This is a genomic window from Streptomyces sp. MK37H (genome assembly GCF_018035285.1).
GTDB classification, from domain to species: Bacteria; Actinomycetota; Actinomycetes; order Streptomycetales; family Streptomycetaceae; genus Streptomyces; species Streptomyces endocoffeicus.
Genome location: NZ_JAAAYH010000103.1, coordinates 1 through 23,492, shown reverse-complemented (window position 1 = coordinate 23,492; position 23,492 = coordinate 1). Strand labels below are relative to the sequence as shown.

Below are 23,492 nucleotides of genomic sequence, written 5' to 3'. Positions count from 1 at the left end.
ATCTCCGAGCGGCTGATGGACCGCGGAGTGCTGGTCAAGGACACCCATGGCACCACGATCCGGATCGCCCCGCCCCTGGTGATCAGCGAGGAGGATCTGGAGTGGGGGCTGGATCAGCTGAGGGCGGTGCTGGCCGGGTGAACGCGTACGGCTCGGTGGCCCCGTACAGCTCGGTGACCCCGCGCGGCTCAGAGGATGACGTGGGGGATGAAGCGCGCGTACTCATCCGTCACCAGCCCCGCCGACTCGCGGATGCCGAGCCCCGCCGACTCGCCCTCGACCACCCAGGTGCCGAGCACCACACGGTTGCCGTCGAAGTCGGGCAGCGGCGCCAGTTCCTGGTAGCAGCACGGCTCGTCGCGCACGACGGGCTCCTCGCCCGGCGGATGCACGGTGACCCCCGCGCCCTCGCGGCCCAGCAGCGGTTTGGCCACATAGCCGGTGGTGCGGGCCAGTTCCCGGGGGCCGTCGAGGTAGGCGGGCAGCAGATGGGGGTGGTCCGGGAAGAGCTCCCACAACACGGCCAGCAGCGCCTTGTTGGACAGCAGCATCTTCCAGGCCGGTTCGATCCACAGGGTGGATCCGGTGCCGCCCCCGTTGTCGAGCGTGTCCAGCACATGCGGGCCGAACCGGTCGGTGGCCAGCCACTCCCAGGGGTAGAGCTTGAAGCAGCTCCGGATGAAGCGGAACCGCTTGTCCACGAAGCGGCCCGACAGCCGTTCCCAGCCGATGTCCTCCATGGAGATCGCCTCGGTCCTCAGCCCGGCCTACTCGGCCGTCTCCCGGAGGTAGGCCACCGTCATCAGGTCCTCGCCCAGCTCGTCCCCGGCCGAATGGGCGAAGTACAGGGGCGTCCCCGGCGGCAGCAGCGCCGCCTGGGTGCGCCAGGCCTCCACCAGCCGTTCATGGAGGGAGTTCCACTGGTCGGCGCCCGGGAAGCGGTCCTCCATCCAGAACCACTGGGCGCTGGCCGCCTCCACCAGCGAGGTGGGTGTGTCGGCGTTGTACTCCAGCAGCTTCGCCGGGCCCGACTCACCGTCGTAGCGCAGATCGAACCGGCCGTAGACGCTGGGCTGTTCGGCCCGGCGGTGCCAGGACTCGGCGATCAGCCCGGCCAGCCGCGGATCCTCGATGCCGAGGTCGGCGAAGCGGCCGGTCTCGACGATATGGGCGGCCGCCGCCAGCGACATCCGGTGCAGCTCCTCGACGACCTCCTCCAGCGCCTCGACCTCGGGCAGCGAGAAGGCGTAGTAGGCGCTCTCGTCCCAGTAGGGGCGCAGCGAGCCGTCCGGGTAGCGGGTCAGCGGATAGATGACCCCCTGCTCCTCCACCGTGGACTGCCAGTCGGGGCGGGGGTCGATGGTGTGGCGCTTCATCGTGGGCCGGCCCGCTCAGCCGCCGCTGGAGCCCGAGCAGCCGAAGCCGCCCCGGTCGGCCGCCTTGCTCTTGTCGAAGGTGCCGTAGTCCGCCCAGCGGCCGCTGACGTCGGAGTCGTAGTACCACTCGCCGTCGACACCCGATGTGCCCCGGCTCTTCTTGCCCTTGCCGCCCGTGGTGGACGAAGAGCCCTTGCAGGCGCTGGAGTCGACGACCCGATAGCCGTTCACGGCGTCATAGCTGTCCCGGTCCACACAGCGCTTGTCCGGTTCCGAACCACAGGAGGTGAGCGCCGCCGCCAGCGCGCCCATACCGCCCAGGATCACCGTGCTCGACCGCAGCCGCCGCGTCGTCTTCCGTTCCATCCCTGTCTCCCCCGTTCCTCTCCCCCGAGGCCGTCATCACCTCCGAGGCAGTCGTCCCACCCGCGGCCCTCGTCCCGCCCGAGGCCCTCGTCCCGCCCGAGGCCCTGACCGACCACCTTAACCTCGCGCTTCCGCGAAGCGCGCCGCGCGCCGGAGGGCGGCGATGGCCGCCCGCTCGTCGTCGGCCCGCGTGATGACGACGATCTCCGGGGCCGCTCCCTCCAGGGGAACGAACCGCACGTCGGGGCGCGGATAGAAGTCGCGTGCCACTTCCGCGTGCAGGGAGATGTATCCGCTGGTGGCGACGGCGGTCGGAAGTGGAGGAATCAGGGCAGGAATTGCTCTGGGCGCGACTGCCCGGCCGACGTGTGGGGCGTCAGGGCAGCACCCGGCACAGCGCCTCCAGCGCGCCTTTGAAGGCGTGGTCGGGCGGGGCGCCATAGGCGAAGACCAGCGCGTCCGGCTGCCCGTCCGGACCCGGTCCGGGCTCCTCCGGCTCCCGCTGCTCGCGGTAGTGGTAGCGGGACAGCCCCTCCAGAGCGAGGCTCTGCCAGGCCGCGCCCTGTACCACGGACCGCTCGGTGCCGGGCGGCAGTTGGAGCACCGCGTGCAGCCCCGCCGCGATGCCCGTGACCCGCACCCGCGGGGCGCGTTCGGCGAGCGCCGCCACCAACTGGTCGCGGCGCCGCCGATAGCGCATCCGCATGCCACGCACATGGCGGTCGTACGCACCGGAGTCGATGAACTCCGCGAGTGTCAGCTGGTCCAGCGCGCCCGACTGCCACTCCCCCGTTCCCTTGACCGCCAGGACGTCGTCCAGCAGATGGTCCGGCACCACCATCCACGCCAACCGCAGCGCGGGCGCCAGGCTCTTGCTCGCGGTGCCCAGATAGACCACATGCTCGGGGTCGAGCCCCTGGAGCGCCCCGACCGGGTGACGGTCATAGCGGAACTCCCCGTCGTAGTCGTCCTCCAGGACCAGCCCGCCCACCCGCGACGCCCAGTCGACCACGGCGGCGCGCCGGTCGGGGTGCAGCGAAACCCCGGTGGGGAACTGATGCGCCGGGGTGAGCAGAACGGTCCGCAGCCCGGCCGACCGGTCCAGCTCCGCCGTCCGTGCGCCCTGCTGATCGACCGGCAGCGGTACGGTGCGCAGCCCGGCCCCGCGCATCACGTTCCAGTGGACGTCGAGCCCGTAGGACTCCACGCCCACCTCACGGTGCCCGGCCTTCGCCCGCACCCGGCTGAGCAGGGCCAGCCCCTGGACGAACCCGGCGCAGACCACGATCCGTTCGGGCGCGGCCCGCACCCCGCGGGCGCGCGCCAGATAGTCGGCCAGGACCCGCCGCAGCTCGGGCCGTCCGGCGGGGTCGCCGTAACCGAAGGCGTCGTTCGGCGCGGCGGTCAGGGCGCGCCGGGCCGCGGAGAGCCAGGCGGACCGGGGGAAGGCCGAGACATCGGGCTGACCGGCCCGCAGATCGTAGGTCGGCCGGGTGGCGGCCACGGCGGCGGGCGGCGGTGTGCGCGGCGGCGCGGGCTCCGGCGGCACGACGCGCCGGGCGACCCGGGTGCCCGAGCCCTGCCGGGCCGTCAGCCAGCCCTCGGCCACCAGCTCCCCATAGGCGTCGGCCACGGTGTTCCGGGCGATGCCGAGGTCGGCGGCGAGGGAGCGGGAGGAGGGCAGCCGGGTGCCCGGGGCGAGTCGCCCGCCGCGGACGGCGTCGCGCAGGGCACGGATGAGCGCGTCCCGCACCCCGGTCCCACCGCCCCGCGGCAGATCCAGATGGAGATCCGTCCCCGGTCCGGCCGGACCACCCGCCCGCTGTCCGGAACCAGCCCTGTATCCCGAGCTGTCCGCCCGCTGTCCGGGGCCGTCTGTCCGCTGTCCGGGTTCGCCCCTCGGAGTGGCCCATGAATCCGCCATGGAAATGGACCATACCCCTGGGCCGCCCGGCCTCTAGCGTGGAGGCATGACGACCGGAACTTCCCACACACACGGCCCCCGGATGCAGTTCGCCAAGGCCGCCCCCGAGGTCTACAAGGCCATGGTCACCCTGGACGCGGCCGCCAGAAAGGGCGTCGACCCGACGCTGGCCGAGCTGGTCAAGGTCCGTGCCTCACAGCTCAACCGCTGCGCCTTCTGCATCGATATGCACACCAAGGACGCCCGCGCGGCGGGCGAGTCCGAGGAGCGCCTGTACCTCCTCAACGCCTGGGAGGAGGCCGGCCACCTCTACTCCGAGAAGGAGCAGGCCGCCCTCGCCCTGACCGAGGCCGTCACCGTCCTGACCGACGGCTTCGTCCCGGACGAGGTCTACGAGCGGGCCGCCAAGCACTTCGAGGAGCGTGAGCTGGCCCAGCTCATCGCCCTGATCTTCACCATCAACGCCTGGAACCGGATCGGTGTGACCACCCGCATGGCCCCCGGCGCCTACAAGCCGACCGTGTGACCATCTGCCCCCGTCGTCGTTGGTGACGACGGGGGACCGTTATCCGACGTCGGAGTCATCGCGTAACGCATGATGGTGACAGGCCCCCGCATGGCAGTACGGCACGAAGGCAACACAGCCAGAAGGGGGACCCGCCAATGGGAGGTCTCGTGATGACGGCGCCACTGCCCGACCAAGAGTTCGAAAATCTGCTCGACATCCATGCCCGGCTGGAGCTGCCGGATGGAATGCGGGCAGAACTCATCGGGGGGGAGATCGTCATCTCACCGACGCCTGCGAATTTCCACAACTGGATCTATGGCCGACTCCAGCGTCGTCTCAACCGTGAGGTACCGGAAGACTGGATCATTACCAACACCGCCACGGTCTTCCTCCCCGCGACGGAGGAGAGGTTCATTCCGGACCTGCTCATCTGCGAGTCGGAAGCGCTGAAGAGCATGGAGGAGTGGCAGGTCCAGGCGGATGACGTCCTGCTCGTCGCCGAGATCACATCGCCCTCCACACGAGCGCGCGATCTCCAGGCCAAGGTCAAGGGCTACGCCCACTCCAATGTGCCGATCTATTTGCTGATCGACCCGCACGACGACGAGGGCTCCACGACCGTGTACTCCGTACCGGACGGGAAGGGCCGCTACCGGGATAAGCACCGAGCGGCGTTCGGGGAGCCGGTGACGCTCCCCGAACCGCTCGGCCTCACACTCGACACCGCGGGCTTCCTCAAGTAATCCGGTCGCCCATGCTGCCCTGAGCGTGATCCGGACTCAGGGCAGCCACTTCTTCCAGACGTCCGGATGCGCCTCGACCCACTTCTTCGCGGCGTCCTCGGGTGACATCCCCTGCGAGGCGATCAACTCGGACACCTCGTTCTGGTCCTTCTTGGTCCAGTGGAACTTCTTCAGGAACGCCGCCGCCTTGCCGCCCTTCTTCGCGAAGTCCGCGTTCAGATACTTCTGCAGCGGTGTGGTCGGGTAGGCGCAGTCGAAGGAGTCGGGGTCCTTGGCGCCCTCAGCAGCGCACTTGTCCGTGTACTTGGGCAGCTTCACCTCGACCATCGGCACCTGGTTGAACAGCCACTGCGGCTCGTACCAGTACGACAGGAACGGCTTCTTCGCCTTGGCGAACTGCTTCATCTGGGTGATCTGCGCCGCCTCCGAACCCGCGAAGACGACCTGGTAGTTCAGCTTCAGATTCTTCACCAGCGCCTTGTCATTGGTGACATAGGACGGTGAACCGTCCAGCAGCTGGCCCTTGCCGCCGCTCTCCGCGGTCTTGAAGGTCTTCGCGTATTTGTTGAGGTTCTTCCAGTCCAGGACGTCGGGATGGGCGTCGGCGAAGTACTTCGGCACCCACCAGCCGATATGGCCGGTGACGCCGAGCCCGCCGCCCGGCACGATCGTCTTCTTGTCCTTGACGTAGCGCTGCTCCTGGTCCGGGTGGCCCCAGTCCTCCAGGATCGCGTCCACCCGGTCCTGGCTGAGCGCGTCCCACGCCGGCACCTCGTCCACCTGCACGGTGTCGACGCGATAGCCCAGCTCGTGCTCCAGCAGATACTGGGCGACCGCGACATTGGACTGGGCGCCGACCCACGACTGGACGGAGAGCGTGACGCTCTTCGCCCCGCCCACATTGGCGTACGGCGAGGACTGCTTGGTCATGTCCGCCGCGCCGCAGCCGGTCGCGGTGAACACGGCCGCGACCCCGGCGACGGCCATCAGCAGCTGAGTGCGGGTGCGAGCCATCTCAGGCCCCCTTCCTGTCGCGGCGCGACGTCGGCTGGGTGACCCGGTCCAGCATCAGACCCAGGCAGACGATGGCCGCGCCGGCGACCAGACCGGTGGCCAGATCGCCCTGGGCCAGGCCGAACACCACGTCGTAGCCGAGCGCGCCCGAGCCGACCAGACCGCCAATGATCACCACGGCGAGCACCAGCACCACGCCCTGGTTAACGGCCAGCAGCAGCGCCGGGCGGGCCAGCGGGAGCTGGACCTGGCGCAGTTGCTGCCCCCGGGTGGCGCCGAGAGAACGCGCCGACTCCAGCGCCGCCGGATCCACGTTCCGCAGCCCCTGGGTGGTGATGCGGATGACGGCGGGCAGCGCGTAGACGATGGCCGCGGCCGCCGCCGGAGCGCGGCCGACGCCGAACAGCGCGACCACCGGGATCAGATACACGAACTGCGGCATGGTCTGGCACACATCCAGCACCGGCCGCAGCAGCCGCTCCAGCCGGGTGGACCGCGCGGCCGCGATGCCGATCGCGAAGCCGAGCACCAGCGTGACGAAGACGGCCGCCAGCACCTGGGAGAGGGTGTCCATGGACGGCTCCCACACCCCGAGCACCCCGATCGCGGCCATGGCGGCGGTGGCGGTCAGCGCGGTGGCCCAGGTGCCGATCAGCCAGGCCAGCGTCGCGACGATCAGCAGCACCGCGTACCACGGGAGGCCCTGCAGCCCCTCGCGCAGCGGGTCCAGGATCCACTTGACGTAGTCCGAGGCCCAATCGGCGGTGCCGCCGACGACCGGCACACCCGTGTAGAGGTGCTCGACCATCCAGTCCTTGAACTGGTTGACCGGCTCCTCGATGGGGACGGTCCAGCCGGTCGGCCAGGTCTGGGACCCGGCCAGGCGTCCGACGAGGGTCACCGCCACGCTGATCACCCCGACGCCCGCCCAGGCGGGCCAGCCGCGCAGCAGCCGGGGCCCGCCCTCGGCCGGGGGCTCGCCGAGGCGCTCGCCCGCCGACGCCGTGGTGCGGTCCATCACGACCGCGAGCAGCACGATCGGGAGGCCGGCGGCGAGCGCCTTGCCGACGTCCACGCTGGACAGCGCCTGGTAGACGCGGTCACCGAGACCGCCGCCGCCGATCACGGAGGCGATGACGGCCATGGACAGCGCCATCATGATCGCCTGGTTGACGCCCAGCAGCAGTTCCTTGCGGGCCAGCGGCAGCCGGGCCGACAGCAGCCGCTGCCGCCAGGTGGCGCCGAGCGAGGCCACCGCCTCCAGCACCCCGGCGTCCGCGCCGCGCAGGCCGAGGGCGGTGAGCCGGGCCATCGGCGGGGCCGCGTAGATCACGGTGGCCAGCACCGCGCCCGGTACGCCGATGCCGAAGATCAGCACGACGGGCAGCAGATAGGCGAACGCGGGCAGCACCTGCATGGTGTCCAGAATCGGGCGCAGCGCCCGGAATGCCCGTTCCGAGAGCCCGCCGGCCAGACCCAGCAGCCCGCCGATGACGACGGACGCGGTGACGGCGACGGCCATCAGCGCGAGCGTCTGCATCGTCGGCACCCACATGCCCAGCAGCCCGCACACGGCGAAGGACACCAGCGTCGTCACCGCGACCCGCACCCCGGCGACCCGCCAGGCCACCAGGGTCGAGGCGGCGGTCACCCCGGCCCAGCCGAGGGTGAGCAGGACGACGTAGACGGCGCGCACGCAGATGATGACCGCGTTGCTGATGTGGCCGAAGAAGTAGAGGAAGATCCAGTGGCTGTCGCGGTTGTCGATGATCCAGTCGCTGGCCTTGCCGAGCGGCTCGGACACATCGACGGTCAGCGCGTCCGGCCAGCTGCCGCTCGCCCACTTCGCGTGCGCGAGCGGCACCAGCACGGCGGCGATCACCACGAGCGCCGCCAGCTTGCGCGCGGCATGGCTGTGCACGACGGCGCTCAGCCGGGACGGGCGCGTCTCGTCCGCCGCCGTCCCGGTGGCCGCCGGTTCGGTGGCGGGGTCGGTGGACGGGCGGGTGGCGGTGGCACTCATACGCGCCCCCCGGTGCGGCCTGGCGGAGAGATGGTCGAGGTGGGACTCATGCCGCGGCCACCTCCTTGCCGTCCAGGCCCGCGACGACGCTCAGCAGACAGGCGTGGTCGACAACGCCCAGGCAGCGGCCGCCGTCCACGACGCGCGCAGGGCCGCCGGTGCGGGCCACGGCCTCGATCGCGTCGGCGACCGTGGTGCCCGGGGCCAGTGCGGGCCCGCCGTCCTGCTCGTCGGACGTCGCGGGGCGCATCGCGCGGCGCACGGTCAGCACCTGCTCCCGCGGCACGTCGCGGACGAAGTCCCGTACGTAGTCGTCCGCCGGGGAGCCGACGATCTCCTCCGGGGTGCCCAGCTGCACGATCCCGCCGTCGCGCATCAGCATGATGCGGTCACCGAGGCGCAGCGCCTCGCTGAGGTCATGGGTGATGAAGACCATCGTCCGGCCCTCCTCGTGGTGCAGCCGGATGACCTCCTCCTGCATATCGCGGCGGATCAGCGGGTCGAGCGCGCTGAACGGCTCGTCGAAGAGCAGCACCTCGGGGTCGACGGCGAGCGCCCGGGCCAGACCCACGCGCTGCTGCTGACCGCCGGAGAGCTGGCCGGGGCGGCGGCGCTCGAGGCCGGTGAGGCCGACCTTCTCCACCACCTCGGCGGCCTTGGCCCGGCGCTCGGCCTTGCCCACGCCCTGGATCTCCAGCCCATAGGCGACGTTGTCGAGGACGGAGCGGTGCGGCAGCAGCCCGAAGTGCTGGAAGACCATGGCGGCGCGATGCCGGCGCAGATCGCGCAGCCGGGCCTTGTCCATGGCCAGGACGTCCTCGCCGTCGATCTTCAGAGTGCCGGAGGTGGGCTCTATCAGCCGGGTGAGGCAGCGGACGAGGGTGGACTTGCCGGAGCCGGACAGCCCCATGACCACGAACACCTCGCCCGGCTGGACGTCGAAGGAGACCTCGCGGACGGCGGCGGTGCAGCCGGTGCGGGCACGCAGCTCACCGGCGGACAGCTCGGCCTCGGCGGAGCCGGGGATCCGGTCGGCCTTGGGGCCGAAGACCTTCCACAGGTCGCGCACCGAGAACACCGGGGTGCGCTCGCCGCTCTCGGGGATCTCGGGGGTGCCGGGCGTCTCGGGGACCACGGTCGTAGCCATCACGCCTCACCTCCCGGCTGATGCGCGGCGGCTCGGTCATCGGGCCTGCGCCGTTCCCGATCGCGCTCCTCGAACAGCAGCTCAGCGCACTTCTCGCCCACCATCAGGACTCCGATCATCGGGTTCACGGCCGGCATCGTCGGGAAGACGGACGCGTCGGCGATACGGACGCCGTTCAGGCCCCGGATCCGAAGATCGGGGCCGACCACGGCGAGTTCGTCCGACGTGGCACCCATACGACAGGTGCCCGCCGGGTGGTACACGGTGTGCGCGACCTTGCGGGCGTACTCGCTGATCTCCTCGTCCGAGGTGATCTCCGGGCCCGGGCACACCTCGCGCTTGAGCCAGCTCGCCAGCGGTTCGGTCTTGGCGATCTCACGCGCGACACGGATGCCGTCGACCAGCGTGCGGCCGTCGTAGTCCTCCTCGTCCGTGAAGTACCGGAAGTCGAGGGCGGGCTTGACGGACGGGTCGGCGCTGGTGAGGTAGAGCCGGCCGCGGCTGCGCGGCTTGGGGATGTTGGGGGTCATCGACACGCCGTGCTCAGGCTTTTCGTAGCCCAGCCGCTCCGGATTGTCGGTGAACGGAATCTGGTAAAAGTGGAACATCAGGTCCGGGCCCCGGGATTCGGGGTCCCGCCGGATGAACAGTCCCGCGTCGGAGTCCATCGCGGAGTTGTCCGGAATCGGGCCGTCCGTCTCCCACACGATGACCGACTCGGGGTGGTCGAGCAGGTTCTCGCCGACGCCCGGCAGATCGTGGACGGCGGGAATGCTCAGCGCCTCCAGATCGCCCTTGGGTCCGATACCGGAGTGCATCAGCAGCCGCGGGGTGTCCACGGCGCCCGCGCAGACCAGGACCTCGGTCTCGGCCCGGACCAGGATCTCCTCGCCGTCCTTGGTGCACACATGCACGCCGGTGACCCGGCCGGTGTCGTCCAGCTCCAGCTTGTACGCCCAGGTCTCCAGCATCAGATGGAGGTTGGGCCGGTCCAGGAACGGGTGCAGATAGGCGACCGACGCCGAGGAGCGCTTGTTGTTCTCCGGGTGGTAGGCGAGGTCGAAGAAGCCGACGCCCTCGTGGAACGGCTTCTTGTTGAACCCCTCGACCCGCTCCACCCCGGCGGCGGCCTGGGCGGCGTCGACGAAGTCCCGCGCGATCGCGTTCCGGTCCTTCTCGTCCACCGGGACGATGTTGTTGCGCAGCCGCTGGAAGTACGGGTCCATGGACTCCGCGTCCCAGCCCTCGGCGCCGGCCTCGGCCCACTCGTCCCAGTCACCGGGCAGCGGCTTGAAGGAGATCAGGGTGTTGTGCGAGGAGCACCCTCCGAGCACCCGCGCCCGGCTGTGCCGGATATGCGAATTTCCGCGTGGCTGCTCGGTGGTGGGGTAGTCGTAGTCCAAGTCGCCGCCGAGCAGGCCGAGCCATCGGCGCAGGGTGAGCACATCGGGCCGGTCGACATCCGACGGTCCGCCCTCGATGACGGCGACACGGATGTCCGGGTCCTCGGTGAGCCGGGAAGCGATCACCGATCCTGCGGTGCCGCCGCCGATCACGACGTAGTCGTATGCGACAGGTACGGACATGTGGGGTTACTCCTCGCGGTCTTACCAAACGGCTCGCGCCGGTGCGGGCCGGGGACTACTGCCGCCCCTGGGGGGGTGTTGCTGGGTGCCTTGCGTGCCTTACGGGCTGCTCGCCGCCGGTCGCCGCGATCGGGCGCGGCCGGGTCCGGGCCCCGGGGGACGAATCCGGGCCCGGCCGTTCCCCGGGCGGGGCCGGCGGCGGGGCATCAGCCGGCGAACCAGCGCACCGGGCTCGGTCGCAGGTTCTCGTAGACGTGCTTGGTCTCGCGGTATTCGTCAAGGCCCGCGGGACCGAGCTCGCGCCCGACCCCGGACTTGCCGAAACCGCCCCATTCGGCCTGCGGAAGGTAGGGGTGGTAGTCGTTGATCCACACGGTGCCGTGCCGCAGCCGGGCGGCGACGCGCCGCGCCCGGGCGGTGTCGGCGGACCAGACGGCGCCGGCCAGTCCGTACTCCGTGTCATTGGCGAGTGTGACTGCCTCGTCCTCGGTTTGGAAGGACTCGACCGTCAGAATCGGCCCAAACGTTTCCTCCCGCACCACCCGCATCTCGCGGTGGCACTGGTCGAGCACGGTCGGGAGGTAGAAGTAGCCGGTGGCCGGGCGGACCTCGTTGGGCTCCGGCTGCTTGCCACCGCAACGCAGCAGCGCGCCCTCCTCCAGGGCGGACGCCACATACGCCTCGGTCTTGTCCAGCTGCTGGGCCGAGACCAGCGGACCGCATTCGACACCGTCCTCGGTGCCGCGGCCCAGCTTGATCTTCTCCGCACGGCGGGCGAGCTCGGCCACGAACCGCTCGCGCACCGACTCCTCGATGATCAGCCGGGCACCGGCCGAGCAGACCTGGCCGCTGTGGATGAAGGCGGCGTTCAGGGCCTGGTCGACGGCGGTGTCAAAGCCCTCGGCGGTGGCACAGGCGTCGGCGAAGACCACATTGGGGTTCTTGCCGCCGAGCTCCAGCGCGACCTTCTTGACCGTCGGCGCGGCGGCCTGCGCGACCTTGGTGCCGCTGACCAGGCCACCGGTGAAGGAGACCAGATCCACATCCGGGTGCTCGGACAGCCGGGCGCCCACGGGGTCGCCCGCGCCGGTGACCACATTGGCCACCCCGGTCGGCAGCCCGGCCTCGGCCAGCAGCTTCACCAGATGGACGGTGGACAGCGGGGTCACTTCGCTGGGCTTGATCACAAAGGTGTTCCCGGCGGCCAGCGCCGGGGCGACCTTCCAGCTGGCCTGGAGCAGCGGATAGTTCCAGGGGGTGATCATCGCGCAGACACCGACCGGCTCATGGACCACGACGCTGTGCACATCGGAGGTGCCCGCGTCGACCACGCGCCCGGCCGACTCGCCCGCGACCAGATCGGCGAAGTAGCGGAAGGCGTTGGTCACGTCGTCGACGTCGACCCGGCCCTCCTCCAGCGTCTTACCCGTGTCACGGCTCTCGATGAGCGCGATCGTCTCGCGGTCGCGCTGGAGCAGGTCGGCGACGCGGCGCAGCAGCGCCGCCCGCTCGGCCACCGGCGTCCCGGGCCAGGGCCCCTGGTCGAAGGCGCGACGCGCGGCCGCGATCGCCGCGTCGGTGTCCTCGACACCACCCTCCGCGACGACGGCGAGGGTCTTGGCGTCCGCGGGGTCGAGGACCTCCCGCTGCGCCCCGGATGCGGCTGCCTGCCACACCCCGTCCACATGAATGGTCTCGACTGCCGCCACGTGATTTCTGCCTTCCGGTTCCGCGTGCTGTGCCACTGGTCCAAGCCAGCAACATGGAGCCCTAACCGGAAGGCGGGAACCTATGCGCGATTCGCAAGAGAAAGTGGGCCGGCTCACGTGATCCGAAGGCGGAACCGGCCCCTCGACTCATGATCGGCCTGTGTGTCAAGACGCCGTGCGGTCAAGAAGTGGTTCGGGTCACAAGGGGGCGTGGTCGAGAGGCGGAGGTGCGGCCGAGAGGCGGGGGTGCCGTCGAGAGGGAGTGCGGGTCAGGACGCGGCGCGGTCAAGGGACGGTGCGGTCAGGACGTCGTGCAGTAGGCCGTCGGGCAGAAGGTGTCCACCGCCGCCTGGTGGACCTCCCGCTCCTCCACCCGGTCCCCGGCCCCGGAGGGGCCGCTCACCAGCACCGCGTACATGGTGCCGCCGGGGGCGGCGAAGCGGCGGTCGAGCATCCGGCGGTGGCCGTCGCTCTTGGACTCGTATGTGTACTCCAGCTGGACCGGGTCCATGGCTGCCGAGCCCAGCCGGGTGAGGGCGATCTGCTCGTAGTCGCGGTGGGTGGAGGCGATCCGCTCGGCCTCCTGGGCGGACTCGTACGGCGTCGACTCGGGGCCGTGCAGCTCAAAGATCTGGATCACGGTGCTGTCGTCGGGCGAGGTGTAGTAGACGCTGGGGCCCTCGGTCGTCCGCCGCCATCCGTCCGGGACCGCGAGGTGGTACCCGGCCGGGTCGGCCTGGGTGCTGTAGCCCGCGGGCGGGGCGGCGCCCGTCAGGGAGGGTGAGGACGGGGTGCCGAACGGCGTCGCGGACGGGGACCCGGAGGGCGTCCCGGTCGGAAGGTCCGTGGGGAGATCGGTCGGTCCGCTGGTCTCGGGGCCGGGCGAGGGGTAGAGATCGCTCGGCTGGGAGGCGTCCCCGCTCGGCGTGGCCGTGGGGCTCTCCCGGTCCCAGGGCAGCGGACCCGCCTGATTCCGGGAGGTGCCGTCGCCTCCGAAGGCCACCCATCCGGAGAACGCGATCCCCGCGATCAGGAAGATCGTCACCGCCAGTGCCCGTAGCACCCGCCTGGCGTCCTGCCCCGGCGCTCCCCCGTTGTGCATGCTCATCTATGCCCCCCGATGATGGATCTCTGCTCCCATATGCGGATAAGCCGTGTCGGCCCACATCGATGTACCCGGTCCGGGGGCCGCCCCACCCCCTGTCATCGCACCGATACTGATCCGTCGCCCGGCCGCCGGTCAGGTGGCCGGGCAGTAGACCGTGGGGCAGAAGGACGCCAGGACGATGCCCTGCCGCTCCCGCTGCTTCGGCCAGTCGTCGGCCGGGCCCGCGACCAGCACCGCGTACTGCACCTGGTCCGGGCCGGTGAAGGCCCGGTCGAGTATCCGCCGCGGGCCGTACTTGGCGCTGCGGTAGCCGTACTCCAGCTCCGCGTCCGCGTCATCGCCGGGCCCGAGCCGCTTGAGCTCATACCGCTTGTAGCCGGGGTTCTTCTTGAGCCCCGTCTCCGCTTGGCGCAGCGCCTCGTACGGCGTGATGTCGGGCTCGGTCAGCGCGAAGACCTGGATCAGACTGCCCCCGTCGGACGACTCGTAGAACACCCCGGTGTCGCGCTTGACCCGCTGCCAGCCCGTGGGCACATCCAGCCGGAATCCCTCCGGGTCGGTGGTGCGCACATAGTCCGCCGGCGGCCCCTGGGTGCTGTCCTCGGACACCGACGGCGGCGCCGAGGTCGGCTCCGCGTACGGCCCCGACGACGACGCCGAAGGCTGCTCGGCCGACGGCGACCAGGACGAGGCCGAGGGCGAACCGCCGTCCGCCCGGGGCTTGTCATCCCCGCCGCCCGACACCAGCTTCCAGGCGCCGAAACCGATCCCGCCGACCAGCACCACGGCGAGCACCGCCAGCAGCACCGTGCCCAGATGCGGATTGGGTGGTCTTCGGCCCGGGGCCGGCGGCTCCGCGCCCGCTCCCACCCAGCGCTGGGCCTCCTCGTCCCATCGACGGCCCCCCTCGCCGCCCGGGGTGCTCATCTCACCCGCCCAACAGCGCGCCGACCGCCTGTCCGACGGCGACGCCCGAGGCGAGCATGCCGACACTGGCGCTCGCGTCCTGCAACATCACCCGGATCCGGGCCAGTCGGCCGGCCCCGGCCCGGCCGGTGCGCTGGATCTCGTCCTCGGTCCGGTCCAACTCGTCGGAGAGCGCGCCGACCTCCGGGCTCGGGACCACCCGCCGCAGATCCTCGGCAAGCTGCCGAACGGCCTCCAGCAGCTCCTGATAGGCGGGGTCACAAGGGGCCTCCCCCTGCCGTCCGTTCACGATGTGGTTGTGGTCGCCGAAGCCGATGGCGCTGCCCTGCACCTTGCCGAACCGGATGTTTCCGAACTTGCTCCCGCCGCCCGCCGCCGGGGTCGCGCCGCCACCGCTCGCGCCCGCCGCGTGGCCCGCGCCGCCGCCCATGTCGCTACCGTCCTCCGTGTCAGCCATCGCCATGGCCGCCTCCCGCTCCATTGCTTCCGGTGGTGTTGCTGATGGCGTTGTGGTCACCGAAGCCGAAGGCGCTGTGCTCCGCGGACTCGATGAAGACTCCGCCGCCGCTCACATTGATGACCTTCTGCTCGAACTCACCGGTCTCCCAGCCGGCTTCGTCGAGCGCCCTTCGCACGCCGTTGGCCACCCGGTCCTCGACGCTCTTCAGATAGCGGCTGACATCCATCTCCTGGAAGAGCGATGCGCCTACGTCGCTGCCCAGCTCCCGCACCGAGACCCAGGGCCCGTCGGGGATGGCCGCCTCATAGCCCCCCGCGTACATCCGCCAGAGGAAGGCGGCCGAGCGGAAGGCGTGGATGACCGCCCGGCCCGCCGCCGTGGGCGTCCGCCCCAGCGCCCAGATCACCTTGCCCGGCAGTCCGCCGCGGCGGTGGGAGTCGGAGAGCCGGTCGACCGCCCGGAAGTCCGGGCGGATCGGGCGCAGCACATGCGGGGCGAACTCCAGCATCAGCATGCCGCCCTGCGTATGCACCCGCACGAAGACCGTGGTGACGACCTCTTCCCGCCATGCGCCGACGCGGATGCGCAGAAAGTGCCGGCGGATCTCGCCGCCCTCCTCGACGGCCTCCGCCCGCTCCCGCGCGAAGTCCGCCTCGCCGTACGGCACGAAGGAGCGGCTCCGTAATCCGGTGACCTTGAGGAAGACGCATTCGTCGAGCTCCAGGCCGCGCAGCCGGTCACGGCTCTCGGCGGCGGCGGGAGCGGTGCCCTGCGCGGGAGCGGTGCCTTGGGCGGGGGCGGTGCCCTGGGCGGAGGCGATGCCCTGGGCGGAGGCGATGCCCTGGGCGGAGGGAGTGCGCAACTTCTCGACCAGCGGCCGGATCCGCTCCAGGATCACGCGGTTGTCCAACGGCACCGGATCGCCGCCCTCGCGCGGCCGCAGCTCGACGGCGAGGGTCCAGGTGTCATGGGCGGTGCCCGCGCCGAGGAAGGGATGCCGATCGTGGTAGAGGATCACCGGTGAGTACTGCTCACGGCGGATCAGGGCCCGCACCCGCTGGAAGCGCCCGCCCTCGAACCGCTCCGCGGGGTCCGCGGCGGGGTCGGCGAAGGTCTCCGGCTCCAGATCGGTGGCCAGCACCCGGGCCACATGCTCGCGGTGCAGGGCGACCGCCGCGGCCATCGCGGCCGGGATCACCAGCGCGAACCAGGCGGCGGTGGTGTCCGACCCGGTGGCCAGGACCGGTGCGAAGGCCTGCAGCCCGCCCGGATCGGACTGCCCGTCCGTGAGCGCCTGTGTCAGGGCGGAGAACACATAGGACAGCAGGGTCAGACAGCCGAGCACCCGCAACACCGCGGCCGCCCGCCGCCGGGTGAGGGTGACCCCGTCGGCCCCGGGATAGTCGGCACGGAAGGCGCCCATGGCGCCACCCCTGGCCCAGGCCGCCAGCAGTAGCAGCGCGCAGGAGAGCAGGAAGAGATAGAAGAAGCCCTGGGCCAGCAGGAAGTCCAGCACCCATAAGGACACCAGCAGCGCGGTCCAGCACGCCTCCAGACGGCGGGCGCGCAGCGCGTGCGCGAGCACCCGGACCGCGTCGATGCCCAGCGAGGGCGCCACGGCGCGCTCCTCGTGGACATACAGCTCGTCCACGACCGCGTCCCGGAAGTCGTCGTCCAGATAGGCGCCCGCGCATAACAGCCGGGTGGCCTCGCTGGTGGCGTAGGGAGAAGCGTCAGCGGCGGTACGAGGAGAAGGGACGGCCGGTGACGGCTCCGCCCGCGACCGCGGCAGACGAGCGGAGTGATCGCTCACAGAAGAATGAGCACCGCCAGAAGGATCAGCGCCGCCAGAAGAATGATCACCGCGCGTATTGGCCATGTTTCCCCCCGAGGCCGTAGCAACTGCCTTCACGGTAGGGGAAGATGGCCCGCGATTACAGTGCATGGCCGAAGGGTCACACTCCGGAGTGAATACCGGAATGTGACCCTTCGGAAACGGCCGCGTCGGGGCGCGCTGGGGCGCGTCAGATCAGGCCGAGGTTCCGCACGGCCTCGCGCTCGTCCTCGAGCTCCTTCACCGACGCGTCGATGCGGGACCGCGAGAACTCGTTGATGTCCAGGCCCTGGACGATCTCGAACTTCCCGTTCTTGGCGGTGACCGGGAACGAGGAGATCAGGCCCTCCGGCACCCCGTACGAGCCGTCGGAGACCACACCGGCGGAGGTCCAGTCGTCGGCGTCGGTGCCGTTGACCCAGGTGTGGACGTGGTCGATGGCGGCGTTGGCGGCGGAGGCGGCCGAGGAGGCGCCGCGCGCCTCGATGATCGCGGCACCGCGCTTGGCGACGGTCGGGATGAAGGTGTCGGCCAGCCACTGCTCGTCGCTGACGACCTCCGCGGCGTTCTTGCCCGCGACCTCGGCGTGGAAGACGTCCGGGTACTGAGTGGCGGAGTGGTTGCCCCAGATCGTCAGCTTCTTGATCTCGCTGACCGGGGCGCCGGTCTTCTTCGCCAGCTGCGACAGCGCGCGGTTGTGGTCCAGCCGGGTCATCGCGGTGAAGCGCTCGGCCGGTACGTCCGGCGCGGCGGCCTGGGCGATGAGCGCGTTGGTGTTGGCCGGGTTGCCCACGACCAGGATCTTGATGTTATCCGCGGCGTGGTCGTTGATGGCCTTGCCCTGCGGCTTGAAGATGCCGCCGTTGGCCTCCAGCAGATCGCCGCGCTCCATGCCCTTGGTGCGCGGGCGGGCGCCGACCAGCAGCGCGACGTTCGCACCGTCGAAGCCCACGTTCGGGTCGTCGGAGATGTCGATGCCCTGGAGCAGCGGGAAGGCGCAGTCGTCGAGCTCCATCGCGGTGCCCTCGGCGGCCTTCAGCCCCTGCGGGATCTCCAGGAGACGCAGTTTGACCGGCACGTCCGCGCCGAGGAGCTGACCGGAGGCGATGCGGAAGAGCAGCGCGTAGCCGATCTGGCCGGCCGCGCCGGTGACGGTGACGGTGACGGGAGTGCGGGTCATGGCGGTCTCCTGCGCTGTGTTGTCAGTCCAAGATCTCTTGGTGTCGAGATACCTGCGTCAGGCTATCCGACGGCACCTGACCCACGTTCTCTCGGGCCATTGTGTAACCGCTCACCGTGCGTTCCGGACCACCGCGCACATGGGACCACCGCGCACTTTGGCGGCCGCCTGCCAGGAGGGGGAGTGCAGGCGGCCGCCCAGTGCCGCACCCGTGGGGGGGCTCGGGCAGCGCCTGCCCCGATTCCCCCGGCTCATTCCCCCCGGTTTTACGAATTCCTCCGGACGGGCTCCGGACGAGTTCCCGAACCGGCTCCGGACGAGCTCCGGACGAGCTCCCGAACCGGCTCCGGTCGGGCTCCGGACGAGCTCCCGGACGGGCTCCGGGCGGCCTCCCGGACAGGCCTCGCTCCCCCGCCGCTCAGCCGCGGGCGCCGGGGGCCGTGCAGGCGCGCGTACCGCCACCGAGGGTGGCACACGCGGTGGCCCGCGCGGCGGCGTCCACCGGAATCATCTTGGTGTAGGCATCGCCGTCGGCGCCGACCCTGCCGCTCTGCGAGCGGGCCGCGCCGCCGCTCACACCCGGCGCCTTGACCTGGATGACATCGCCCGGGGTGGCCCGGGCGATCCGGGCCCAGGCGGCTTTGCAGGTCTTGCTGTAGCGGACCTCGACATACGCGGTGCCGACGGTGACGTCCGCGGTCGTCGTCGCGGAGGTGCCGCACCCCATGGCCTGCGGATCCTGGCCGGTGTAGTCCTGGCCGACGCACTTCACGCCCTCCGGGAGCTGCTGACGCGCGCTGGTGGCCGGCGCGGTGGTCGGCCGCTCCCCGCGCTTCTCACCGTCGCCGCCCGCTTCGAGCAGCAGGACGGCACCGGCCACGAGCAGGAGCGCGCCGACGAGCCCCCCGGCGAACAGCGCGGCGGCACGCTTCCGCCCCCTCGGGGACGGCGACGACGACCGAGGGGACGACGCGGGCGACGGCGGCTCGGCGGAGTCCGGTGCCCGTCCGGCCGATGCCGCACGAGCCGGGAACACCGGAGCCGTCGCGACCAACGGCTGCTCCGGATCGGGCGGTTCGACCCTCGGCCGGTCCTTCCCCGGGGAGCGGCCGTTCTTCCGGGCATCCACCCCCTGCGCCGCCGGGTCGAACTGCCCGATGGCGGCCCGCGCCTGCGCGACGCTGATGGCCTCCATCGTGACGTCGTGCCGCATCTCGGAGCGACTCCAGGCCCGCTCCGCCAGCTCCCACAGCGTGCTGAGGTGATGGGCATCGGCGCCGGTGGCCTCGGCCAGGGCCTCCACCGCGCGCCGCGGGGGCAGCAGCCGCCCGTTGAGGTAGCGCTCCCAGGAACTCTTGCTGTAGCCGGTGCGGTCGGCGACGGTGACGACGCTCAGCCCGCTGCGCTCGACGAGCGTGCGCAGCCGGCCGGTGAACTCCCGGACCTGCGGATCGAGTTCCTCAGGTAAGTCCCTCCAACGAGGCATTGCCTCCCCCTGTCCCCCCGCACATACCTGTCAATCTCCCGCGCTGCGGCCGCTGTTGGCGTCCCCGGGCCCCGAACTGACTACCCAAAGGGATGCCTTGTCCCAGGATGTCAGCTCTTCGGGCGGGGGCGCATCGGAGCATTTCGTGCACCGGTACGCACTCCCCCACGCCCGGCTCGTCGTTGCACAGCGGAGACCTCGTGCTGGAACGGTCACTTCCGCGCCACAGGGTCCCCACGCTCATTGATCCGGCACAGCTCACACACAACCCTGATTACCAGGCGGTCCGTCCTTCTTCGGGGGAGAGGGCGGACCGCCGCCGGACCGTTCGGATCCGGCCACAACGACGGCGGCCCGTCCTTCCACGGGGGAGAGGACGGGCCGCCGTTTCACACCGTCGGCTAGCGCACCGTGAAATGCACCACGTCGTCAAGGAACGGGATCGACACCCAGGGATCCGGCTGGGCCATCAGGGACAGCAGCACGATCGCCGCGCCCAGCAGTCCGTAGGTCAGCATGTCGGTGAAGCGCGATCGCACCGCGAGCATCCCCACCTCGGGCAGCGCCCACCGGAAGAAGGCGCCCGCCAGCAGGGACAGCCCGATCAGCACCGTGCCCGCCCGGAAGGCGTCCAGGGCGACGATCAGCAGCCCCAGGCCCACCCCGCCCATCACCGCGAGCAGCGGCCACTGCCGGGCGGGCGCCGGAGCGGCACCGGGCGCGGCCCGGCCGCCGCCCTCCGGACGCGCGGTGTCCCGGGTGATCAGCGGGAAGCGGCGCGACCTGCGGATGAACCGGCCGGGCCCCGCGGGCGGCGCGGGTGGCTGCTCCCCGGCCGCCGGCTCGCTCGCCTCAGCCGTCATGGCCGGCACCGGCGTCGGCGGCCGCCTTCGCGTCCCGCTCCGCGGCCTCCACCACGTTGACCAGCAGCTGGGCGCGGGTCATCGGGCCGACCCCGCCCGGGTTCGGCGAGACCCAGCCCGCGACCTCGGTCACACCGGGGTGCACATCTCCGGCGATCTTGCCGTGCTCGTCCCGGCTGACGCCCACGTCGAGCACCGCCGCGCCCGGCTTGACGTCCTCCGGCTTGACCAGGTGCCGCACCCCGGCGGCCGCCACGATGATGTCGGCCTGGCGCAGGATCCCGGGCAGGTCGCGGGTGCCGGTGTGGCAGAGGGTGACCGTCGCGTTCTCCGAGCGGCGGGTCAGCAGCAGCCCGATCGACCGGCCGACGGTGATGCCGCGGCCGACGACCACCACATGCGCGCCGTTGATCTCCACACCGTGGTGGCGCAGTAGCTGGATGACGCCCTGGGGCGTGCACGGCAGCGGGCCGCTCTCGTTGAGCACCAGCCGGCCGAGGTTCATCGGGTGCAGCCCGTCGGCGTCCTTGACCGGGTCGATCAGCTCCAGCACCCGGTTGGCGTCGATGCCCTTGGGGAGCGGCAGCTGGACGATGTAGCCCGTGCAGGACGGGTCCTCGTTGAGCTCCCGGACCGCCGCCTCGATCTCCTCCTGGGTGGCGGTCTCGGGCAGGTCGCGCCGGATGGAGGCGATGCCGACCTCGGCGCAGTCGCGGTGCTTGCCCGCCACGTACCACTTGCTGCCGGGGTCCTCGCCCACCAGCACGGTCCCGAGGCCGGGATGGATGCCCTTGGCCTTCAGCGCCTCCACGCGGCTGACGAGATCGGACTTGATCGCGGCTGCGGTTGCCTTGCCATCGAGAATCTGGGCGGTCATGACTTCATCCTCCCGGATGCGGGGACATCGGATCCAATCAGGGGCCGGTCGGGGCCGGACCGGCGAAGGCCGCACCCCGTGATCCGGTCGGGGTGCGGCCTCCTGTGCTCGCTCAGCGATCGCCCGGTGCCCGCTCGCTGGTCACTCGGTACTCGCTCAGTGGAAGAAGTGGCGCGTGCCCGTGAAGTACATGGTCACACCCGCCTTCTGGGCGGCCTCCACCACGGCCTCGTCACGGACCGAGCCGCCCGGCTGCACCACGGCCTTCACGCCCGCCTCGGCCAGCACCTCGAAGCCGTCCGGGAACGGGAAGAAGGCGTCGGAGGCGGCGTACGAACCGGTGGCCCGCTCGGCACCGGCCCGCTCGACGGCCAGCTTCGCCGAGTCCACGCGGTTGACCTGGCCCATGCCGACGCCGACCGTGGCGCCGCCCTTGGCGAGCAGGATCGCGTTGGACTTCACCGCGCGGCAGGAGCGCCAGGCGAAGGCCAGCTCGGCGAGGCCGTCGGCGTCCAGCGCCTCGCCCGTGGCGAGGGTCCAGTTGGCCGGGTCGTCGCCCTCGGCCTGGAGGCGGTCCTTGACCTGGACAAGCGTGCCGCCCTCGATGGGGCGCTGCTCGGCGGCCTCCACCGGCGACTCCGCGCAGCGCAGCACGCGGATGTTCTTCTTACGGGCGAGCACCTCGACCGCGCCGTCCTCGTACGCCGGGGCGACGATCACCTCGGTGAAGATCTCGGCGACCTGCTCGGCCATGGCGACCGACACCGGACGGTTGACGGCGATCACCCCGCCGAAGGCCGACAGCGGGTCGCAGGCGTGCGCCTTACGGTGCGCCTCGGCGACATCCGCCCCGACCGCGATCCCGCACGGGTTGGCGTGCTTGATGATCGCGACACAGGGCTCGGTGTGGTCGTACGCGGCCCGGCGGGCGGCCTCGGTGTCCGTGTAGTTGTTGAACGACATCTCCTTGCCGTGCAGCTGCTCGGCCTCCGCGAGCCCCTTACCGCTGCCATCGGTGTAGAGGGCGGCGGGCTGATGCGGGTTCTCGCCGTAGCGCAGCACGTTCTTACGGGTGATGGTGGCGCCCAGGAAGTCCGGGAAGGAGGAGTCGTCCGCCGCCGCGTAGTCGGCCGCGAACCAGTTGGCCACCGCCACGTCGTAGGCGGCGGTGTGCTGGAACGCCTCGGCCGCCAGCCGCTTGCGCCGCTCCAGGTCGAAACCGCCCTCCGCGGCGGCCTTGAGGACGTCGCCGTACCGCTCGGGGTTGACGACCACGGCCACGGACGGGTGATTCTTGGCGGCGGCCCGGACCATGGAGGGGCCGCCGATGTCGATCTGCTCGACGCACTCGTCCGGCGCGGCGCCCGAGGCGACCGTCTCGCGGAACGGATAGAGGTTGACCACGACCAGTTCGAAGGGGTCCACGCCCAGCTCCCGGAGCTGCTCGCGGTGCGAGTCGAGCCGCTGGTCGGCGAGGATGCCCGCGTGGACGCGCGGGTGCAGCGTCTTGACGCGGCCGTCGAGACACTCGGGGAAGCCGGTCAGCTCCTCGACCTTGGTGACCGGGACCCCGGCGGCGGCGATCTTCGCGGCCGTCGAGCCGGTCGAGACGAGCTGGACACCCGCCGCGTGCAGCCCTCGGGCCAGCTCCTCGAGACCCGTCTTGTCGTAGACGCTGACCAGCGCGCGGCGGATGGGCCGCTTGGTACCTTCGGCGGTCACGGGATCCTTACCTTTCGTCCCTCTATGCGGTAGCCGTGACGGGCCAGACGCCCCACGACCTCGACGAGCAGCGAGCGCTCGACTTCCTTGATCCGCTCATGGAGAGCGGACTCGTCGTCCTCGTCCCGGACCTCGACCACGCCCTGGGCGATGATCGGGCCCGTGTCGACGCCGTCGTCGACGAAGTGGACGGTGCATCCGGTCACCTTCACACCGTGCGCGAGCGCGTCGCGCACGCCATGGGCGCCGGGAAAGCTGGGGAGCAGCGCGGGATGGGTGTTGACGCAACGGCCGCCGAACCGGGCGAGGAACTCCTGGCCCAGGATCTTCATGAACCCGGCCGAGACCACCAGGTCCGGCTCGTGGGCGGCGGTGGCCTCCGCCAGGGCGGCGTCCCACTCGGCGCGGCCGGGGTGGTCCTTGACCCGGCACACGAACGTGGGGATCCCGGCGCGCTCGGCGCGCGCCAGGCCCTCGATGCCGTCGCGGTCGGCGCCCACGGCCACCACCTCGGCGCCGTAGCGGGCCACGCCCTCGGCAGCGATGACGTCGAGCAGCGCCTGGAGATTCGTACCGGAGCCGGAGACGAGGACGACGAGGCGGACCGGGCGCCCGGGGCGCGCAGGACTGGCGGGGGAA

General features: G+C 71.3%; 20 protein-coding genes and 2 pseudogenes. 3 read left to right on the top strand and 19 right to left on the bottom strand.

The genetic code is table 11. From position 1 onward, the window contains the following. Positions 1–141 (top strand): annotated as a pseudogene (rocD, locus tag GWI24_RS45290) (ornithine--oxo-acid transaminase); the annotation flags it as partial. A 47-nt stretch (positions 142–188) separates the two neighbouring features. Here rocD and GWI24_RS17010 read toward each other — a convergent pair. The 4 genes and pseudogenes from GWI24_RS17010 to GWI24_RS16995 form a co-directional block, all read right to left on the bottom strand. Next, a pseudogene (locus tag GWI24_RS17010) lies at positions 189–1,376 on the bottom strand (glutathionylspermidine synthase family protein). A gap of 15 nt (positions 1,377–1,391) precedes the next feature. Then, positions 1,392–1,742: a hypothetical protein gene (locus GWI24_RS17005; RefSeq protein ID WP_210946795.1), complete on the bottom strand. Its 351-nt coding sequence runs from the start codon at positions 1,740–1,742 to the stop codon at positions 1,392–1,394. A 117-nt stretch (positions 1,743–1,859) separates the two neighbouring features. After that, the gene (locus tag GWI24_RS17000) at positions 1,860–2,012 is read right to left on the bottom strand and encodes a hypothetical protein (RefSeq protein ID WP_210946794.1); all 153 of its coding nucleotides are present in this window, start codon (positions 2,010–2,012) and stop codon (positions 1,860–1,862) included. 106 nt (positions 2,013–2,118) lie between these two features. After that, positions 2,119–3,666, bottom strand: a complete 1,548-nt coding sequence (locus GWI24_RS16995) for a PLP-dependent aminotransferase family protein (protein WP_210946793.1) — start codon at positions 3,664–3,666, stop codon at positions 2,119–2,121. A gap of 46 nt (positions 3,667–3,712) precedes the next feature. Here GWI24_RS16995 and GWI24_RS16990 point away from each other — a divergent pair, with 46 nt between their 5' ends. Continuing rightward, positions 3,713–4,192, top strand: a complete 480-nt coding sequence (locus GWI24_RS16990) for a carboxymuconolactone decarboxylase family protein (RefSeq protein WP_210946792.1) — start codon at positions 3,713–3,715, stop codon at positions 4,190–4,192. Between the two features lie 152 nt (positions 4,193–4,344). After that, complete coding sequence (locus tag GWI24_RS16985; RefSeq protein WP_210946791.1) at positions 4,345–4,917, top strand: Uma2 family endonuclease; 573 nt, start codon at positions 4,345–4,347, stop codon at positions 4,915–4,917. Positions 4,918–4,953: 36 nt separating this feature from the next. Here the strand turns inward: GWI24_RS16985 and GWI24_RS16980 are convergent, their stop codons facing one another. The 15 genes from GWI24_RS16980 to purN form a co-directional block, all read right to left on the bottom strand. Continuing rightward, entirely contained in the window at positions 4,954–5,931 is a 978-nt protein-coding gene (locus GWI24_RS16980; RefSeq protein ID WP_210946790.1) for an ABC transporter substrate-binding protein, read from the bottom strand. A gap of 1 nt (position 5,932) precedes the next feature. After that, positions 5,933–7,954, bottom strand: a complete 2,022-nt coding sequence (locus GWI24_RS16975; protein ID WP_247616493.1) for a proline/glycine betaine ABC transporter permease — start codon at positions 7,952–7,954, stop codon at positions 5,933–5,935. A 46-nt stretch (positions 7,955–8,000) separates the two neighbouring features. Continuing rightward, positions 8,001–9,101, bottom strand: coding sequence for a glycine betaine/L-proline ABC transporter ATP-binding protein (locus GWI24_RS16970; RefSeq protein WP_210946789.1), 1,101 nt, complete (start codon positions 9,099–9,101; stop codon positions 8,001–8,003). After that, positions 9,101–10,687 (bottom strand): GMC family oxidoreductase, encoded by a 1,587-nt coding sequence (locus tag GWI24_RS16965; protein ID WP_210946788.1) that lies wholly within the window; start codon positions 10,685–10,687, stop codon positions 9,101–9,103. Before GWI24_RS16965 ends, GWI24_RS16970 begins: the two co-directional genes overlap by 1 nt. Before the next feature lie 206 nt (positions 10,688–10,893). Next, positions 10,894–12,396: an aldehyde dehydrogenase family protein gene (locus GWI24_RS16960; RefSeq protein ID WP_210946787.1), complete on the bottom strand. Its 1,503-nt coding sequence runs from the start codon at positions 12,394–12,396 to the stop codon at positions 10,894–10,896. A 301-nt stretch (positions 12,397–12,697) separates the two neighbouring features. Then, positions 12,698–13,504, bottom strand: coding sequence for a serine/arginine repetitive matrix protein 2 (locus tag GWI24_RS16955; RefSeq protein WP_247616492.1), 807 nt, complete (start codon positions 13,502–13,504; stop codon positions 12,698–12,700). A 132-nt stretch (positions 13,505–13,636) separates the two neighbouring features. Beyond that, complete coding sequence (locus tag GWI24_RS16950) at positions 13,637–14,431, bottom strand: hypothetical protein (protein ID WP_247616491.1); 795 nt, start codon at positions 14,429–14,431, stop codon at positions 13,637–13,639. Position 14,432: 1 nt separating this feature from the next. Beyond that, positions 14,433–14,894 carry a hypothetical protein gene (locus GWI24_RS16945; RefSeq protein WP_210946786.1) on the bottom strand — a complete coding sequence of 154 codons (462 nt, stop codon included), beginning with the start codon at positions 14,892–14,894 and terminating at the stop codon, positions 14,433–14,435. Further along, the gene (locus GWI24_RS16940; protein WP_210946785.1) at positions 14,881–16,770 is read right to left on the bottom strand and encodes a hypothetical protein; all 1,890 of its coding nucleotides are present in this window, start codon (positions 16,768–16,770) and stop codon (positions 14,881–14,883) included. Before GWI24_RS16940 ends, GWI24_RS16945 begins: the two co-directional genes overlap by 14 nt. A gap of 145 nt (positions 16,771–16,915) precedes the next feature. Then, positions 16,916–17,905, bottom strand: a complete 990-nt coding sequence (locus GWI24_RS16935) for a malate dehydrogenase (RefSeq protein WP_210946784.1) — start codon at positions 17,903–17,905, stop codon at positions 16,916–16,918. 418 nt (positions 17,906–18,323) lie between these two features. Next, positions 18,324–19,391, bottom strand: a complete 1,068-nt coding sequence (locus tag GWI24_RS16930) for an XRE family transcriptional regulator (protein WP_210946783.1) — start codon at positions 19,389–19,391, stop codon at positions 18,324–18,326. 401 nt (positions 19,392–19,792) lie between these two features. Continuing rightward, the gene (locus tag GWI24_RS16925) at positions 19,793–20,254 is read right to left on the bottom strand and encodes a DUF3017 domain-containing protein (protein WP_247616490.1); all 462 of its coding nucleotides are present in this window, start codon (positions 20,252–20,254) and stop codon (positions 19,793–19,795) included. Continuing rightward, positions 20,244–21,131: a bifunctional methylenetetrahydrofolate dehydrogenase/methenyltetrahydrofolate cyclohydrolase gene (locus GWI24_RS16920; protein WP_037953392.1), complete on the bottom strand. Its 888-nt coding sequence runs from the start codon at positions 21,129–21,131 to the stop codon at positions 20,244–20,246. Before GWI24_RS16920 ends, GWI24_RS16925 begins: the two co-directional genes overlap by 11 nt. A gap of 156 nt (positions 21,132–21,287) precedes the next feature. After that, a complete protein-coding gene (gene purH, locus GWI24_RS16915) occupies positions 21,288–22,853 on the bottom strand; it encodes a bifunctional phosphoribosylaminoimidazolecarboxamide formyltransferase/IMP cyclohydrolase (protein ID WP_210946782.1) in 1,566 nt (521 codons plus the stop codon). Then, the coding region (gene purN / locus GWI24_RS16910) for a phosphoribosylglycinamide formyltransferase (protein ID WP_210946781.1) at positions 22,850–23,492 on the bottom strand (643 nt) is incomplete at its 5' end. The genes purN and purH, both read right to left, overlap by 4 nt.